The sequence below is a fragment of the Pararhizobium arenae genome, from assembly GCF_001931685.1.
In the GTDB taxonomy this organism is placed as follows: Bacteria; Pseudomonadota; Alphaproteobacteria; order Rhizobiales; family Rhizobiaceae; genus Pararhizobium; species Pararhizobium arenae.
Genome location: NZ_MOOY01000003.1, coordinates 77,279 through 92,667, shown reverse-complemented (window position 1 = coordinate 92,667; position 15,389 = coordinate 77,279). Strand labels below are relative to the sequence as shown.

Here is a 15,389-nt window from a genome sequence, read left to right as displayed (position 1 = left end):
ACGAGGAAGAAACTGGTATGTCGACGACGTCCGCCTTCACCTCCCAGGCCGTGCTTCTGCTCGGCGGGGCCGTTCTGGCCGCCCCCATCTTCAAGAAACTCGGCCTGGGTACCGTTCTGGGCTATCTCGCGGCCGGCGTGATCATCGGCCCGCTGCTGCACCAGATTACCGATGGCGAGCAGATCCTTGGTTTTGGCGAACTCGGGGTGGTGTTCCTGCTGTTCGTCATAGGGCTGGAGCTCAATCCGTCGCGCCTGTGGCAGATGCGCAAGGATATATTCGGGCTGGGCACGGCGCAGGTCGTGCTAACTGGCGGTGTGCTTTCAGGGCTGATTTTCGGGTTTGGGCTGCTCGACTTTGCCGGCAGCATCATCACCGGGTTCGGGCTTTCGTTGTCCTCGACCGCTTTCGCGCTGCAGGTTCTCGAAGAAAAGAACGACGCCAACACCCGATACGGCCAGCGTGCGTTCTCGGTCCTGCTGTTGCAGGATCTCGCGATCGTGCCGCTTCTGGCCCTCATCCCGCTTTTGGCCTTGCAGGCCCCGGAAGACACGACGCCACCGCTTGAGGATTTCGGCATCGCCGTCGGCGCGATCCTGATCATGGTGATCGCCGGTCGCTATGTCCTCAATCCGCTGTTTCAGATCATCTCCCGCACGGGCGCGCGCGAGGTCATGATCGCGGCCGCGCTTCTGATCGTTCTGGGAGCGGCAACCCTCATGCAGCTTGCCGGCCTTTCCATGGCCATGGGCGCCTTCCTGGCCGGCGTGCTTCTGGCGGAATCGTCCTATCGCCATGAGCTGGAGGCGGATATCGAGCCCTTCCGCGGCATTCTGCTGGCGCTGTTCTTCATGGCCGTCGGGCTATCGCTGCAGATTGACGTGATCTTCAAGTTCTATCCGCTGATCCTTGTCGCGGTGCCGGTGCTGATGCTGGTAAAGTCCGTCCTGATCTACGGCCTCTGCCGGCTGACAGGCTCCAACCACAACGACGCGGTGCGCATTGGCCTTCTCCTGCCGCAGGGCGGCGAATTTGGCTTTGTGTTGTTTTCGGCGGCCGCTCTTGCCGGCATCTTCACCGACGAAACATCCTCGCTGCTGATCGTCATCGTCACCGTCTCCATGGCGCTGACACCGGTTGCTTCCGCCCTTGCAGGGTTGCTCCTGCAGGAGCAGGAAGAGGCAACCGAAGAGATAGAGGAGGATTTCGCGGGCGCCGGCGCCGACGTGCTGATGATCGGCTTCTCGCGTTTCGGGCAGATTGCCGCACAAATCCTGCTTGCCGGCGGCCGCGAGGTGACCGTCATCGATCACTCGGCCGCGCGCGTGCGCCAAGCGGCCGGTTTTGGCTTTCGCATCTATTTCGGCGACGGGACCCGGCTCGACGTGCTGCGCGCGGCCGGCATCGAGAAAGCCAAGATCGTGGCGATCTGCACGCACGGCCCGGACATCACCAACCGTATCGTCGATCTGCTTCAGGCCGAATATCCCAGCATCAAGCTCTATGTGCGCTCCTACGATCGCGTGCATACGCTGGCGCTAAGGGCGCGCAATGTCGACTACGAGCTGCGCGAGACGTTCGAGTCCGGTCTCGTTTTCGGACGGGAAACCCTGCAGGGGCTCGGCGTGGCTGACGATACCGCGCAAGCCATCACCGACGACATCCGCCGTCGTGACGAAGCGCGTCTGGCGGTGCAGGCGGCAGAAGGCATCTCCGCCGGTCGCGACATGCTGCATCACGCGCCGGTCAAACCCGAGCCGCTGATCAAGCCCAAACGAGAAATACCGGCAAACGACGATGACGACCGGATTTTGCCGGAGCCGGCGAGAGCGAAAGGCAAGCTCGATTGAGAGCCGGATTTGGAAAAATCGGCGGATTTTCTAAGATGAAATCGCCTGCTCCAACGCCCGCTTCAGATCATCCGCCACGCTTGCCGTCGCATCCAGAACTTCCTGCGCGCGCAGGAAATCCATGACCCGGAAGCGATTGACCTCCGGCCTCAGGAAGATGTGCGGAGGATGCGCTTTCAGCTTCATGGCGATGATCGACTGCATCATCAGCTGACTGGAGCCCAACAGGCTATCGATGCGGCTTGGCAGGGTTTCGCCGTCACCTTCAGGCCCGCCGACGACATCGACGCCGATGACGATATCGGCCTTGCCGTGCAAATGATCGAACGGCACCGGATTGTAGATGCCGCCGTCGATCATCACCCTGCCATCGATCTTGACCGGGCGAAAGAGCGCGGGAATGGCGGCGGAAGCGGCAATCGCCTTCCGCAGATCGCCACTGACGCAGACATGCTCGTTCTGGCCGTAGTAATCGGTTGCCATGATCTTCAGCGGAATGGCGAGATCGGCGAAATCGCGCGGGATGGCATCCGGCAGAAAGGCGTCGAGCACGCGCTCGAGATTGAACTGGCCGAGCCCGAAACCGCCGCTCATCGCTTCGGAAAAACTAGTCGGGCGCAGCCGCCAGAGGCGGTTCATCAACTCGCCCCGGCGGCTGATCGCCGTCAGCGTATGCTCGCGGATTTCCGTGCCGCGCATGCCAGACGCCATGGCGGCACCCATAATGGCGCCAATGGAGGAACCGGCGATCACCGTGGGCCTCAGCCCAAGTTCATCCAGCGCCTCGATGACGTGGATATGGGCGATGCCCCGCGCGCCACCGCCGCCAAGAGCAAGGGCGATGGTCGGGCCTGAAGCAGCATGTTCGACTGTCTCTTTTGCCATGCCGCCTCCGGATGATCAGGCCGTGTAGCGATAAAAATGCATGCGCGTATCGCCGAACTGACGCTCTTCAAGGAAGGTAAAGCCATCCTGCAGCGCAGGGTTCACGTCGGCACGTTCCTCAAGAATGGCCAGGGCGCCCGGCACCAGCCAGCCGCCGGAAGCGGCGGAGGCGAGCGCCTTTTCGCCCAGCCCCTTGCCATAGGGCGGATCGGCAAACAGCAGATGGAAGGGCTCGGCCGTGCCGACGAAACCGAGATCGCAGGCATCGCGGCGATAGATTTTCGCACGCCCCTGCAAACCGAAGGCTTCGATATTGGTGCGCAACAGCCCCCGCCCCTCGACGCCCTGCTCGACGAACAGCGCCTGGCGGCAACCACGTGAGAGCGCCTCCAGGCCGACTGCACCCGTGCCCGCGAAAAGATCGAGGATACGAGTGTTGTCCAGCACGTCGGGATAGGCGTGGCTCAGAATGTTGAACAGGCTTTCGCGCGTCCGGTCGGTCGTCGGCCGGATATCGTTGGATTTGGGCGCGGCAAGCGCGCGCCCCCGGAATTCACCGCCGACGATCCGCACGATCTATCAGTTCCCGCGTCCGCGCGGCTTGCCGCCGCCGGACGGTTTGCCGCCGCCGAACGGACGGCCACCCGGCTTTCCGCCCGCAGGACGGCCACCACCGGGCTTGCCGCCACGCGGCGCAGCGGATTTCGCGCCAAACGGTTTGCCGCCCGGACGTCCGCCCGCCGGCTTGTCGCCAAAGCTTTTTCCCCGGGGACGATCGCCGTCAGGACGATCCCCGAAATCACGGGGCTTGCGATCGCCGCCTTCGCGGGGCGGGCGATCACCAAAGGGCTTGTCGCCGAAGGACCGGCGCGGGCGCTCGCCATCCGGGCGGTCTCCACGGGGCGGACGATCTCCACGATCGGGGCGGTCTCCACGCGCGCGATCTGAGACACCACCAGCACCCTCACGACGCGGCGGACGGTCTCCAAAATCTCTCGGCTTGCGATCACCGCCGCCAAAACCGCCCTTGCGATCACCGTCGTCGCGGCGACCCCCGCGTTCCGGTGCATCGACACCACGAATCCAGTCCTTGTCCTCTTCTGCACGATTGACGATGACGCGCGGTCCGCTATCCGGCCGATCAGCGGCAGAAGGCCGCTTGCGATCCGGATCGAACTTGCGGGACGATTTTACCTGCTGACCCTCAGCATTGCGGCCGTAGCGCTTCGACTTCGGCGCACCTTCCGGCCGCTCGCGGCGAACAGGCTTTTCGGCTGTTGCTGCGGCTTCGCCGTCCTTCGTCTTCTTTTCTGCGAGGGGACGGGCGCCGGGCGCCATCCAGACATTGGTCTTGCGGGCGCGGAAGCCCGGTTCGCGTTTCGGCCGGTCATCGAACGAGGGAGCGGCATCGCGACCACCCTTGCGGTCGTCGCGACCACCTTTGCGATCCGGGCGGCTGTCGCTTCTGTCATCACGGCGCGTATCGAGGCGCGACAAGGCACGCTCGCGCTTGTCGCCCGGCTTCTCGCGAAAACCGCCGCGCTGCTCGCCACGGGCTTCTCCGCCTGCAGCCCGCTCGGTCTTGCGCGGTTTTTCCTCTTCTTCCGAGGCCGCGTCAAAGATCGGCGCGTCGAAATTGGCCTTGGCGTCCTCGATCAGGCGTGGGCCGAGCTGATCGCGGAGCGTGCGGCCACGGATTTCCTGGGCGTGGCCTTCCGGCAGTTCGCCGAGCTGGAACGGGCCGTAGGAAATGCGGATCAGGCGGTTGACCTCAAGGCCAAGCGCGCCGAGCACGTTCTTGATTTCGCGGTTCTTGCCTTCGCGCAGGCCCATGGTGATCCAGACGTTGGAGCCCTGCACCTTGTCGAGCGTCGCTTCGATGCTGCCATAGAGCACGCCATCGACGGCGATGCCGTCACGCAGCTTGTCGAGGCCGGCCTGATCGATTTCGCCATGGGCGCGCACGCGGTAGCGGCGCAGCCAGCCGGTGGCGGGAAGCTCGAGCACGCGGGCGAGACCGCCGTCATTGGTGAGCAGCAGCAGGCCTTCGGTGTTGATGTCGAGGCGGCCGATGGAGAGCACGCGCGGCAGGTCTTCCGGCAGGTGATCGAACACCGTCGGACGGCCTTCCGGATCGGAATTGGTGGTCACCAGACCGGCCGGCTTGTGATAAAGCCAGAGGCGGGTGCGCTCGATGCCGCGGATCGGCTGGCCATCGACCTCGATCTTGTCGGCGAGCGTCACGTTGACGACCGGGCTTTCCAGCACCTTGCCATTCAGCGACACGCGGCCTTCCATGATCATGCGCTCGATATCGCGGCGCGAGGCGACGCCGGCGCGGGCCAGGATCTTGGAGATGCGCTGCGGCGCATCCGGTGCGGTCTCGACCGCCGCAGGCCGCGGACGGCGCGGCTTGTCGAAGCCGCCTTCCGGCGACGCATCGCGCGGTGCGGATTTCGCCGCAAACGGCTTTGCGCCGCGCGGCTTGTCGCCATAGGATTTTTCGCCGCGCGGCTTGTCGCCGTAGCTCTTCTCGCCCTGGGCCTTTTTGCCAAATGGCTTGTCGCCATGGCTCTTGTCGCTCCGGGCCTTGCCTGCGGAGAATTTGCTCGCCTGGCCGGGACGCTTGGCCCCGGGGCGATCGGACTTGTCTTTTGATGTCATTTGTGTTGCCTGCCTTTTGAGGCTTCCTATCAGGTCGGGGGCCAAGGGTTAAGAGAAAATATCACAGGTCGACGGGATGACTGAGCGCAACCGCTTCATGGAAATCGCCCTCGACGAGGCGCGCAAGGCAGGCGGACGGGGCGAAGTGCCGATCGGGGCCGTGGTCGTTCATGACGGCAAGGTTATCGGCCGCGCCGGAAACCGCACCCGCGAACGAAGCGACATCACTGCGCATGCAGAGATCGAGGCAATCCGGGAAGCCGCAGCCAACATCGGCTCGGAACGGCTGGTCGATGCCGATCTCTACGTCACGCTCGAGCCTTGCACCATGTGCGCGGCGGCGATCTCCTTTGCCCGCATCCGGCGGCTTTATTACGGCGCGGAAGACCCAAAGGGCGGCGGGGTCGATAACGGCGTGCGGTTTTATGCGCAGCCGACGTGTCATCATCAGCCGGATGTGTATTCGGGCATGGCGGAGAGCGAGGCGGCAGCGATCCTCAGAGAGTTTTTTAGGGAGAGGCGGGATGAGGCTGCAGTCGTCCCCTCTCCCCGCCTGCGGGGAGAGGGTTAGGGTGAGGGGCAAACTCTTGTCTTCCAGATTGCCGAAGCTTTCGCCCCTGATCCGGCTTCTCAGCCACCTTCTCCCGGCAAGCGGGGAGAAGGGATATGCCGCCGCCTCCCGGCAAGACTAGACTTTGCACTCTTCTGCACGCTTCAGGAGGAAAGCCTTTTCCTTTTCATTGCTGCTAAGTGCCGCCGCTTCCTCGAATTTCACCTTTGCTTCCAACAAACGGTTCGCCCGAAACAGAAAATCGCCCTTCGCCGCAGGCAGCAGGGGATAGGACGCCAGCGCGCCGCTTCTTTCAATATCCTCAATGATCTTAAGTCCCGCATCCGGTCCAAACGCCATGCAGCAGGCCACCGCCCGGTTAAGCGCGACCACGGGTGACGGCATCACCTCGGAGAGCCGATCATAGAGCGCGGCAATCCTTTTCCAGTCGGTATCCTCCGCCGTCAGCGCTCTTGCATGACAGGCAGCAAGATCAGCTTGCAACACATAAGGGCTCGCCTGACCGCCGAGCGCATGGCCCCGCTCCAGCGCAGCGAGACCGCGGCGGATCGCCAGACGATCCCATTTCGCCCGGTTCTGCGTCGTCAGCGGGATCGGCAGACCATCTGCGCCGACACGGGCGGCAAAGCGGGAGGACTGAATTTCAATCAAGGCAAGCAAACCGAATACCTCGGCTTCGCGCGGCATCAAGCCGGCGAGAATGCGGGCAAGCCGCAGGGCTTCGATCGACAGTGCAGGGCGCAGCAGGTCGGGCCCGCTGGTGGCGGCATAGCCTTCGTTGAAGATCAGATAGATGACGGACAGGACGGATTGCAACCTCTGATACCGCTCCGCGCCGCGCGGCACCTCGTAGGCAACACCGGCCCTGGAGATCGCCTTCTTTGCCCGGACGATGCGTTGCGCAATCGTCGCCTCGCTGGAAAGAAAAGCGCGGGCGATTTCCTCCATCGTCAGGCCGCCGATCAGCCGCAGCGTCAGCGCTGCACGCGCCTCCGCCGTCAGAACGGGATGGCAGGCGGTGAAGATGAGGCTCAGAAGCTCGTCGCCGATATCGTCATCCATGGCAGCCTCGATGGCATCGACGCCGGTTTCCTGCACATCTTCCAGATCGCGGCCGATCTCGGCATGTTTGCGCGCCAGCATCTCGCGGCGGCGGAAACCGTCGATCGCCCGGCGCTTCGCAGCCGCCATGAGCCATGCACCCGGATTTTTCGGCAGGCCGTTCTGCGGCCATTCGGAAAGCGCGGTGACGAGCGCGTCCTGCGCCAGTTCTTCCGCCAGATCGATATCACGGACCATCCGGGCAAGGCCCCCGATCAGCCTTGCCCGCTCGATGCGGAATACCGTTTCGATTGCCTGGTGTGTTTCTCTCGTCGCCACACTGCGAACTTAGCCGCAACGTGGCGCAAGACAAGACGGGATGGACGTTTACTTCGACAACTGCTCGCGCAGACGCTCTTCCTGCGCGGCGATTTCCGGCGTTAGCGCCTCGCCGAAATCGGAGGCTTCGAACACCCGGCGGATTTCGATTTCGCTGGGTCCGAGCATCGGGTTGGGGCAGCGCTTCACCCATTCGATCGCTTCCGCCATATCCTTGACTTCCCACAGCCAGAAGCCGGCGATCAGTTCGCGCGTTTCGGCGAAGGGACCATCAATGACGGAGCGGCTTAGGCCATCGAAGGCGACCCGCGCGCCGGCGGACGACGGGTGCAACCCCTCGCCTGCCAGCATGATGCCGGCCTTGACCAGTTCCTCGTTGTAGTTGCCCATGGCTTCCAGCAACTCGGTCGAAGGCATGATGCCGGCTTCGCTATCCTCGGTCGCCTTTACGATCACCATTACACGCATAATCTCACTCCTCTGATCATGGAAGCCACTGCGGCTTTCCTGACCATACGACGAACGAGCCCGATGAAGATCGACAGGCCGACGAAATTTTTCTTAAAAAAAATTCAGCCTGCGGCAAAAGCCGCAAGCGCATCGCCGGAAAGGCGGTAGCGTGTCCATTCACTCATCGGCTCGGCGCCAATGGCCTCGTAGACGCGGATGGCAGGCTCGTTCCAGTCCAGCACGCTCCACTCGAAACGGCCGCAGCCGCTTTCAAGGGCGATTTTCGCCAGATGCCGCAACAGTGCCTTGCCGGCGCCGGAGCCGCGGTGCTCCGGCGTCACGTAGAGATCTTCGAGATAGAGCCCGTTCTTCGCCTGCCAGGTGGAGAAGCTCAGGAACCAGCAGGCAAAGCCGATGGCGATGCCATCCTTTTCGCAGATGGCTGCCTTCGTTACCGTGGCTGGGCCGAACAAGGCTTCCTCCAGCGAAGCTTCGGTCGCCTCCACCTCGTGGCCGGCCTTTTCGTAGACAGCCAGTTCGCGGATGAAATTCAGGATCACCGGCACATCGGCGCGCACGGCTTCACGGATGGAAAGCGTCATGGAGGGCCTGCTAAGATTGGAAAAATGGAACGATCGCAAGAGTAGCTGCTGCCGGCAGCAAAAAGCCCGAAGCGAGCCTCGGGCCTTTTGGACTTAGAAAACCTGCCACCACTTTTTGCCGGTGCCCTGGATCTGGGCTTCCTTCTTGCGGCGGCGTTCCTTGTCCTTTTCCGGCTCGCCGAGATCGGCGGTCGCCTCTTCCGGCAGCTTGCGGTATTCGAGCGGCGGATCGCTCAGGAAGCGGCGCTTGTCGGCATAGGCCCCCATCTGGACCTTGCGGGCTTCGCGGTAGGCTTCCTGCTGTTCCTTGGCAGTCAAGGCGCGGCTGTTGGCGTTGCCCTTGGCCAGCGGCGATACGTAGCCCGGACGATCGGCGTTGGCATCGGCTTCCTCGCGCAGGCGCTGGCGGATTTCTTCAGGCGATTCCACCCACTCCGGATTGTCCTTGGTCAGGGATTGCTGCGGCTGGACCAGCGCAGTCCGCTGTTCCTCGGCCGGAACGACGAGAGAACCGCGCGGCTGATATTTGACCGAGGCGGCTTCCTTGGCGTTGGGGGTTTCGAGGCTGATGGCGCTGCCGAGATCGTCGATCAGGTGCTCGCCTGACGACTTGTTGGTGCCGTAGGTCGGATCGCCCAGGCAACCCGTCAGGACTGCGCTGCCGGCAACGATGCCCGCGACGGCGGCATACACTCGAAACTCTCGTGTCATTCCCATGAAAACCCTTCCAGCAAAAGCCGGCACAACAGCCGCCCCGCGCCCCCTTGGCGTAAAAATCCGCCAAATTTCAGGCAGCGTTTTACCGGAGGACCTTTCAAAGAGCAATTGACCCGGTAAACAAAGCGTAAAACGAACTGCGGAAAAGCGTGATCGCAGCCGGCCCAGCATAAAAGAAGCCCCGGCGATGACCGGGGCTTCGTGAAAATCAGGCGCCGTAGCCGAGTTCGCGCAGCGCCGCGGCATCGCGCGCCGAGACGTCCGGGAAGGCCGGATCGGAACCGACATCGGCGGTAATGCGCCACGAGCGGGCGCACTTCCGGCCTTCCGCCGCCTTCGCCTCGACGCTGACGTCTGCGACATCATCCAGACGGAAGGCATCGGCGGGGCCTGCATCGGCGACGATGCGGATGTCCGAGGTGATGCAGATTTCCGAGAAATCCTGGCCTTCGAGGGCCGCAAACAGTTCCGGATCGGCGACATGCACGACGGGCGCTGCTTCCAGCGAAGAACCGATGCGCTTTTCGCGGCGCTCGATTTCCAGGGCGCCGGTCACAACCTTGCGCACGGTGCGGATTTTCTTCCACTTCTCGGCCAGCTCAGGGTCCAGCCACTCGGCTGGCACATGCGGGAACTGCTCCAGATGCACCGAAACCGCATCCGGCTTCAGCGACAGCCAGGCTTCTTCGGTGGTGAAGGGCAGCATGGGTGCCAGCCAAGTGACGAGGCATTCGAACAGCTTGCGGATGACGGCAAGGCTCGCGCGGCGGCGCAGGCTCGACGGGGCATCGCAATAGAGCGTGTCCTTGCGGACGTCGAAATAGAAGGCCGAGAGTTCGACGTTGGAAAAATCGATCAGCGCGCGGGTGATCTTCTTGAAGTCGAAGGCATCATAGCCTTCGCGCACGAGGATATCGAGTTCCGCCAGGCGATGCAGCATCAGGCGCTCGAGTTCCGGCATTTCGTCGCGGGCGATCTCCTCGCCCTTGTCGTGAGCCAGCGTGCCGAGCATCCAGCGGATGGTGTTCCTGAGCTTGCGATAGGCATCGACGTTCGTCTGGATGATCGTCTTGCCGAGGCGCTGGTCTTCCCAATAATCCGTGGTCATGACCCAGAGACGCAGGATGTCGGCGCCCGAATCCTTCATCACGTCCTGCGGCGAGACGACGTTGCCGAGCGACTTCGACATCTTCTGGCCCTTCTCATCCATGGTGAAGCCATGGGTGATGACCGTGTCATAAGGCGCGCGGCCGCGGGTGGCAGCCGATTCCAGCAGCGAGGAATGGAACCAGCCGCGATGCTGGTCGGACCCTTCCAGATAGACATCGGCCGGCCACTTGAGGTCCGGGCGGTCTTCCAGCGTGAAGGTATGGGTCGAGCCACTGTCGAACCAGACATCGAGGATGTCCATGACCTGGGTCCACTTGGCGGCATCCTCGCGGTTGCCAAGGAAGCGCTCCTTGGCGCCAGCGGCAAACCATGCGTCCGCACCTTCGGCATCGAAGGCTTCAAGGATGCGCTGGTTGACGGCTTCGTCCTGCAGGACATTGCCTTCTTCGTCGGCGAAGACGCAGATCGGCACGCCCCAGGCGCGCTGACGCGACAGAACCCAGTCCGGGCGCTGCTCGATCATGGCGCGCAGGCGGTTCTGGCCCGCGGCGGGAACGAAGCGGGTGTCGTCGATCGCGGTCAGTGCACGGGTGCGCAGCGTCGTGCCGTCCTTCAGGTCCTTGTCCATATAGACGAACCACTGCGGCGTGTTGCGGAAGATGATCGGCTTCTTGGAGCGCCACGAGTGCGGATAGGAATGCTTCAGGCGACCGCGGGCGAAGAGCGCGTTGCGCTCGATCAGCGCCTTGATGACGCGATCATTGGCATCGCCCTTCTTGCCGTTGTCATCCATGACGCGGGCACCCTCGAAACCGGGGGCATCGGCGGTATAGGTGCCGCTATCATCGACCGGGAACGGGATGCGAGGATCGATGCCACGGGCTTCGAGTTCCTTGACGCTCGACATCCAGGCCTCGAAGTCTTCGCGACCGTGGGATGGCGCGGTATGGACGAAGCCGGTACCGGCGTCGTCAGTGACGTGATCACCGGCGAGCAGCGGAACGGCGAAGTCGTAACCGCCGCCAAGGCCCTTGAGGGGGTGGTCAGCCGTCATCGAGGCCAGTTCATCAGCGGAGACGTTGCTCAGCCGTTTGGCTTCAAGCTTCGCTTTCTTGAAAGATTCATCTGCGAGCGCATCCGCAAAGATCAATTTTTCGCCCGGACGCGGGCCAAAATCGTTCTCGGCAGCCGTGATCTCATAGAGACCGTAAGCAACTTTCGGCGAAAACGCGATGGCGCGGTTGCCGGGGATGGTCCACGGCGTGGTGGTCCAGATGACAACGAAGGCGCCCTGCAGATCTCTGCTCTGCTCACCAGCACTGCTCATGTTGTCAGCCGCAGAGCCTTCGCCATCCAAACGGGAGTGAGCAACTCGCAGCGAGGCAACCGGAAACTTCACCCAGATCGTGTCGCTCTCGTAGTCGTGATATTCGACTTCGGCTTCCGCCAGTGCCGTGCGCTCGACGACCGACCACATGATCGGCTTGGAGCCGCGATAGAGCTGGCCGCTCATGGCGATCTTGAGGAGTTCGCCGGCGATGCGGCTTTCCGCGTGGAAATTCATCGTCAGATACGGATTGTCGAAATCGCCGATGATGCCGAGACGCTTGAACTCGTCGCCCTGGATCTTGATCCACTTTTCAGCGTAAGCGCGGCATTCCTTGCGGAATTCGATCATCGCGTCCGGCTGCTTCAGGTCGGGCTTCGCCTTGCCCTTGGCGCGGTAGTTTTCTTCCTCGATCTTCCACTCGATCGGCAGGCCATGGCAATCCCAGCCCGGAACATAGTTGCTGTCAAAGCCGCGCATCTGGAACGAGCGGGTGATGACGTCCTTGAGGATCTTGTTCAGCGCGTGGCCGATGTGGATGTTGCCGTTGGCATAGGGCGGGCCATCATGCAGCACGAATTTTTCGCGGCCGGCGGCGGAAGCGCGCAGCCTCTTGTAGAGGTCCATCTGCTGCCAGCGGGCAACGGTTTCCGGCTCCTTCTGCGGCAGGCCGGCGCGCATCGGGAAATCGGTTTCGGGCAGATAGAGGGTTTTCGAATAATCGAGCGTTTCAGCGGTATCGGTCATGGTTTTCAATCGTCTTGATCAGCGCAGCAAAGGCGCATGCGAACGGGAATGGGGAAATGACGAGGGCGCTCAGGCAAGCGCCGGAAACCCGGACCTTCCGGCGGCTCTCAAAGCGCGCGGAAGGCCGGGCCAATAATTCGCAGGTCGATGGTCAGCCACATGAGCATCATGAGGGCGGTTCATACGGGTTTTTATTGCGGAAAGGAAGGGGAAAACGGGGAACAAGGCGACGGAACGCCGGCTTGTCGTTTGTGCCAAGTGCCACTATATTGATGCGCAGATTGTCAAAGGATAACCCAGTGGATACGTCCTCGCAAACCGTCTTTCAGGAACCGATCCGCTCGCGGCTGAAGCTTGCCTCACAAGGGCGGCTGCCGGTTTACGATGCCCAGACGATCGTTTCGCTGACGGATTTCGGCCTCACCATGGATGAAATCTACCGGTTTGTCGTGCCACGGCGAACGCTGGCGCGGCGCATGGAGAAGAGCGAGCCGCTGACAGTCGCCGAAAATGACAGCGCCTTTCGCATCGTGCGCGTCGTGCAACTGGCCGAGCGGGTGTTCGGCAATCGGGACAAGGCGCATCGCTGGCTGCGCAAGCCGAGCCGGGCGCTGGAAGGCGTCGTACCGCTCGATTTGCTCGAATCGGAAAGCGGCGCCTATATCGTCGAGCAGAGCCTGCACCAGCTGGATCACGGCATCGCGGCCTGATGATCCTCTGGCGGATATCCAATTATGCCGATCTTTCCGGGCGCGGCGGCCTGATCGCGGCCGGCCGCTGGCATGAACAGGGCCATCCCGTCGTCTATTGCTGCGATCACCCTTCCACCGCGCTTCTGGAAATTCTTGTCCATGTCGACCCCGAAGACATGCCGGAGGACTTTCAGCTTCTGAAAATCCGTTGTCCGGAGGAGATCGGGGTGTTTCGGCTGGAGGTGGAGCTGAAGAAGCTTCACGACGCGGGCTGGACACGCAGGGAAGGCACGCGACTGCTGAAGGCTGCGAAACATTGCCTGCTGGATGTGCCCTCGGCAATCATGCCGGAGGCGCGCAATATCCTGATCAACACACAGCATCCCGATGCGCAGCGGCTGGTGATCGAGAAGACCATCCGCTATCCGTTCGACAGTCGGCTTTTGATTTAGAAGCAGATTTTCCGATCGATCTCGCTGAGCGGCGTCACACCCGCAAGCAACGCCCTCGCCTCGGCATCGTCTTGCTTCATCTGCACGACCAGCGGATCGAGGCCGTCGAATTTCAGCTCGTCGCGCAGGTGGCCGAAGAAGGAAACGGAGCAGATTTCGCCATAGAGGCTGTCGTTGAAATCGAAGACGAAGGTTTCAAGCAGCGCGTGGCCATCGCTATCAACGGTCGGGCGGCGACCGAAGCTGGCGACGCCATTGTGGACGCTGCCGTCAGGACGGCGGAATTTGACGGCATAGATGCCGTTGCGCAGTTCGACTTCGAGTGGGAGCTGCATATTGGCGGTGGGATAACCCAGCGTGCGGCCGAGTTTCTTGCCGTCGATCACTTCGGCTTCGACCGTATAGCGATAACCCAATAGTCCGGCCGCCTGCGAAACGTCGCCTTCGCCGAGCAGCGCGCGGATATGGCTGGAGGAAATGACCGAGGCGTTCTCGTCGCGAAAGGCATCGACCAGCGTGACGCCAAAACCGTTTTCGCCACCGGCCGCCATCAGGAAGGCCGGGCCGCCTTCCCTGCCCTTGCCGAAATGGAAATCGAAGCCGGTGACGACATGGCTTGCATGCAGCCAGTCGAGCAGGATCGTCTTGATGAAGGCGGAAGCCGTAAGTTCGGAGAAGGTGCGGTCGAAGGGATATTCGATGACGGCGGAAAAGCCCATGCCTTCGAGGATGCGGGCTTTCAGCGGCGCAGGCGTCAGGCGGAAGACCGGCGTATCCGGCCGGAACACCGTGCGCGGGTGCGGCTCGAAGGTCAAGACCGATGCCGGGACGCCACGGGCGCGAGCTTCCTCCAGGGCGCGGTTCAGGACGGATTGATGGCCGCGATGCACGCCGTCGAAATTGCCGATGGCGACCACGCCGCCCCAGAGGGCTTCAGGAAGCGGCTGGCGGGTCTCGTTGCGGTGGAATACGGTCATCGTCACAATGCCATTTCATAAAGGCTGAAAGCCATTTTTCTTACGCCAGTCGCGGCATCCACCATTTCGGCGTCGCGCCTTCGGCCTTGAGGAAAGCATTGAGCTTTGCCTCGTCGGTCTTGTCGTTGGCCATGTATTCGCGGGCATGAATGCCGGCGCTGATATAGAGAACGTCAAGCCCGAAATCCTGCGCGCCCTTGACGTCCGTCGGCATGCCGTCGCCGATGGCGATGACGCGCGACAGATCGATACTGCCGCGGATCGCCTTGGCTTCGGAGAGGGATGCGCGATACATCGGCACATAGGGCTTGCCGGAAATCCGGGTTTCGCCGCCGAGTTCCTCATAGACCTTGGCAATCGCACCCGCGCAGGGGATGAGCTTGTGACCGCGCTCGACGACCAGATCCGGGTTGGCGCAAATGAACGGGATCTTTCGCCGGGCAAGACCCATCAGCGTGGCGCGGTAATCGTCCGGCGTTTCGGTCTCGTCATCGAAGAAGCCGGCGCAGACGATGATCTCGGCGCTTTCCGAGGAAACCATGTCGACACCGAGCCCGTCGAGCAGGGGCAGATCCTTCTCCGCGCCGATGAAATAAATCTTCTTCGGCCCGGCGGAGATGAGCGCACGGGTCACGTCGCCCGAGGTGACGATCCGGTCATAGGCCGTATCCGGCACGCCGAGGCCGCGGATCTGGACGATGACGCCTGGATGCGGACGCGGCGAATTGGTGATGAGAACGACAGTCAATCCGCGGGCGCGCGCCTCGGTCAGCGCCTCGCAAGCCTCCTTGAACGCCGCGACGCCGTTGTGCAGCACGCCCCAGACATCGCAGAGCACCACATCGTATCGGCTGGCAATATCGCGAAAACTGTTGATCCGGGCGGCCATTCCGACTTCCGTTGAAAACATGGGTGCGGGTGACATCGCAGGCGGACAGCGAAAAAACAAGTCTGTGACCGTCATT

The 15,389-nt window shown here is 62.5% G+C and carries 14 protein-coding genes; 4 read left to right on the top strand and 10 right to left on the bottom strand.

Annotated elements, in window-relative coordinates:
- The first annotated feature begins 17 nt into the window (after positions 1-17).
- Positions 18-1,850 (top strand): monovalent cation:proton antiporter-2 (CPA2) family protein, encoded by a 1,833-nt coding sequence (locus tag BLX89_RS06985; protein WP_075289957.1) that lies wholly within the window; start codon positions 18-20, stop codon positions 1,848-1,850.
- Positions 1,851-1,880: 30 nt separating this feature from the next.
- Here BLX89_RS06985 and BLX89_RS06980 read toward each other — a convergent pair whose 3' ends face one another.
- Genes BLX89_RS06980 through BLX89_RS06970 form a run of 3 tightly spaced genes read right to left on the bottom strand, consistent with a single transcriptional unit; the run spans position 1,881 to position 5,399 of the window.
- Positions 1,881-2,735, bottom strand: coding sequence for a patatin-like phospholipase family protein (locus BLX89_RS06980; RefSeq protein WP_075289956.1), 855 nt, complete (start codon positions 2,733-2,735; stop codon positions 1,881-1,883).
- A 15-nt stretch (positions 2,736-2,750) separates the two neighbouring features.
- The gene (gene rsmD, locus BLX89_RS06975; RefSeq protein WP_075289955.1) at positions 2,751-3,308 is read right to left on the bottom strand and encodes a 16S rRNA (guanine(966)-N(2))-methyltransferase RsmD; all 558 of its coding nucleotides are present in this window, start codon (positions 3,306-3,308) and stop codon (positions 2,751-2,753) included.
- 6 nt (positions 3,309-3,314) lie between these two features.
- Positions 3,315-5,399 carry a pseudouridine synthase gene (locus BLX89_RS06970; RefSeq protein WP_083637364.1) on the bottom strand — a complete coding sequence of 695 codons (2,085 nt, stop codon included), beginning with the start codon at positions 5,397-5,399 and terminating at the stop codon, positions 3,315-3,317.
- Positions 5,400-5,475: 76 nt separating this feature from the next.
- Between BLX89_RS06970 and BLX89_RS06965 the strand changes: the two genes are divergently transcribed.
- Complete coding sequence (locus BLX89_RS06965; protein ID WP_075289954.1) at positions 5,476-5,970, top strand: nucleoside deaminase; 495 nt, start codon at positions 5,476-5,478, stop codon at positions 5,968-5,970.
- Positions 5,971-6,087: 117 nt separating this feature from the next.
- Here BLX89_RS06965 and BLX89_RS06960 read toward each other — a convergent pair whose 3' ends face one another.
- From BLX89_RS06960 to ileS, 5 genes are all read right to left on the bottom strand, one after another.
- A complete protein-coding gene (locus tag BLX89_RS06960) occupies positions 6,088-7,350 on the bottom strand; it encodes an RNA polymerase sigma factor (protein WP_075289953.1) in 1,263 nt (420 codons plus the stop codon).
- Between the two features lie 48 nt (positions 7,351-7,398).
- Positions 7,399-7,818: a YciI family protein gene (locus BLX89_RS06955; RefSeq protein ID WP_075289952.1), complete on the bottom strand. Its 420-nt coding sequence runs from the start codon at positions 7,816-7,818 to the stop codon at positions 7,399-7,401.
- A gap of 104 nt (positions 7,819-7,922) precedes the next feature.
- On the bottom strand, positions 7,923-8,402 hold the full coding sequence (locus BLX89_RS06950) for a GNAT family N-acetyltransferase (protein WP_075289951.1): 480 nt from the start codon (positions 8,400-8,402) through the stop codon (positions 7,923-7,925).
- A 93-nt stretch (positions 8,403-8,495) separates the two neighbouring features.
- Positions 8,496-9,119 (bottom strand): hypothetical protein, encoded by a 624-nt coding sequence (locus BLX89_RS06945; protein WP_075289950.1) that lies wholly within the window; start codon positions 9,117-9,119, stop codon positions 8,496-8,498.
- Positions 9,120-9,327: 208 nt separating this feature from the next.
- A complete protein-coding gene (ileS, locus tag BLX89_RS06940; protein WP_075289949.1) occupies positions 9,328-12,303 on the bottom strand; it encodes an isoleucine--tRNA ligase in 2,976 nt (991 codons plus the stop codon).
- 299 nt (positions 12,304-12,602) lie between these two features.
- Here ileS and parS point away from each other — a divergent pair, with 299 nt between their 5' ends.
- Both parS and BLX89_RS06930 read left to right on the top strand, forming a co-directional pair.
- Positions 12,603-13,013: a type II RES/Xre toxin-antitoxin system antitoxin gene (gene parS / locus BLX89_RS06935; RefSeq protein WP_075289948.1), complete on the top strand. Its 411-nt coding sequence runs from the start codon at positions 12,603-12,605 to the stop codon at positions 13,011-13,013.
- Positions 13,013-13,447 carry an RES family NAD+ phosphorylase gene (locus tag BLX89_RS06930; protein ID WP_075289947.1) on the top strand — a complete coding sequence of 145 codons (435 nt, stop codon included), beginning with the start codon at positions 13,013-13,015 and terminating at the stop codon, positions 13,445-13,447. The genes parS and BLX89_RS06930 overlap by 1 nt, the downstream gene beginning before the upstream one ends.
- Here BLX89_RS06930 and BLX89_RS06925 read toward each other — a convergent pair.
- A complete protein-coding gene (locus BLX89_RS06925; protein WP_075289946.1) occupies positions 13,444-14,424 on the bottom strand; it encodes a bifunctional riboflavin kinase/FAD synthetase in 981 nt (326 codons plus the stop codon). The two genes, BLX89_RS06930 and BLX89_RS06925, sit on opposite strands and share 4 nt — an antisense overlap.
- A 40-nt stretch (positions 14,425-14,464) precedes the next feature.
- Entirely contained in the window at positions 14,465-15,313 is an 849-nt protein-coding gene (locus tag BLX89_RS06920; RefSeq protein WP_075289945.1) for a TIGR01459 family HAD-type hydrolase, read from the bottom strand.
- Positions 15,314-15,389: the final 76 nt, after the last annotated feature.

What these genes read in the sequence shown, in the direction of transcription:
- BLX89_RS06930 (WP_075289947.1), top strand. Translation starts at nt 13,013, where the DNA reads ATGATCCTCTGGCGGATATCCAATTATGCCGATCTTTCCGGGCGCGGC.
- BLX89_RS06920 (WP_075289945.1), bottom strand. Translation starts at nt 15,313, where the DNA reads ATGGCCGCCCGGATCAACAGTTTTCGCGATATTGCCAGCCGATACGAT.
- BLX89_RS06965 (WP_075289954.1), top strand. Translation starts at nt 5,476, where the DNA reads ATGACTGAGCGCAACCGCTTCATGGAAATCGCCCTCGACGAGGCGCGC.
- BLX89_RS06945 (WP_075289950.1), bottom strand. Translation starts at nt 9,119, where the DNA reads ATGGGAATGACACGAGAGTTTCGAGTGTATGCCGCCGTCGCGGGCATC.
- ileS (WP_075289949.1), bottom strand. Translation starts at nt 12,303, where the DNA reads ATGACCGATACCGCTGAAACGCTCGATTATTCGAAAACCCTCTATCTG.
- BLX89_RS06985 (WP_075289957.1), top strand. Translation starts at nt 18, where the DNA reads ATGTCGACGACGTCCGCCTTCACCTCCCAGGCCGTGCTTCTGCTCGGC.
- BLX89_RS06950 (WP_075289951.1), bottom strand. Translation starts at nt 8,402, where the DNA reads ATGACGCTTTCCATCCGTGAAGCCGTGCGCGCCGATGTGCCGGTGATC.
- BLX89_RS06925 (WP_075289946.1), bottom strand. Translation starts at nt 14,424, where the DNA reads ATGACCGTATTCCACCGCAACGAGACCCGCCAGCCGCTTCCTGAAGCC.
- BLX89_RS06980 (WP_075289956.1), bottom strand. Translation starts at nt 2,735, where the DNA reads ATGGCAAAAGAGACAGTCGAACATGCTGCTTCAGGCCCGACCATCGCC.
- BLX89_RS06955 (WP_075289952.1), bottom strand. Translation starts at nt 7,818, where the DNA reads ATGCGTGTAATGGTGATCGTAAAGGCGACCGAGGATAGCGAAGCCGGC.
- BLX89_RS06970 (WP_083637364.1), bottom strand. Translation starts at nt 5,399, where the DNA reads ATGACATCAAAAGACAAGTCCGATCGCCCCGGGGCCAAGCGTCCCGGC.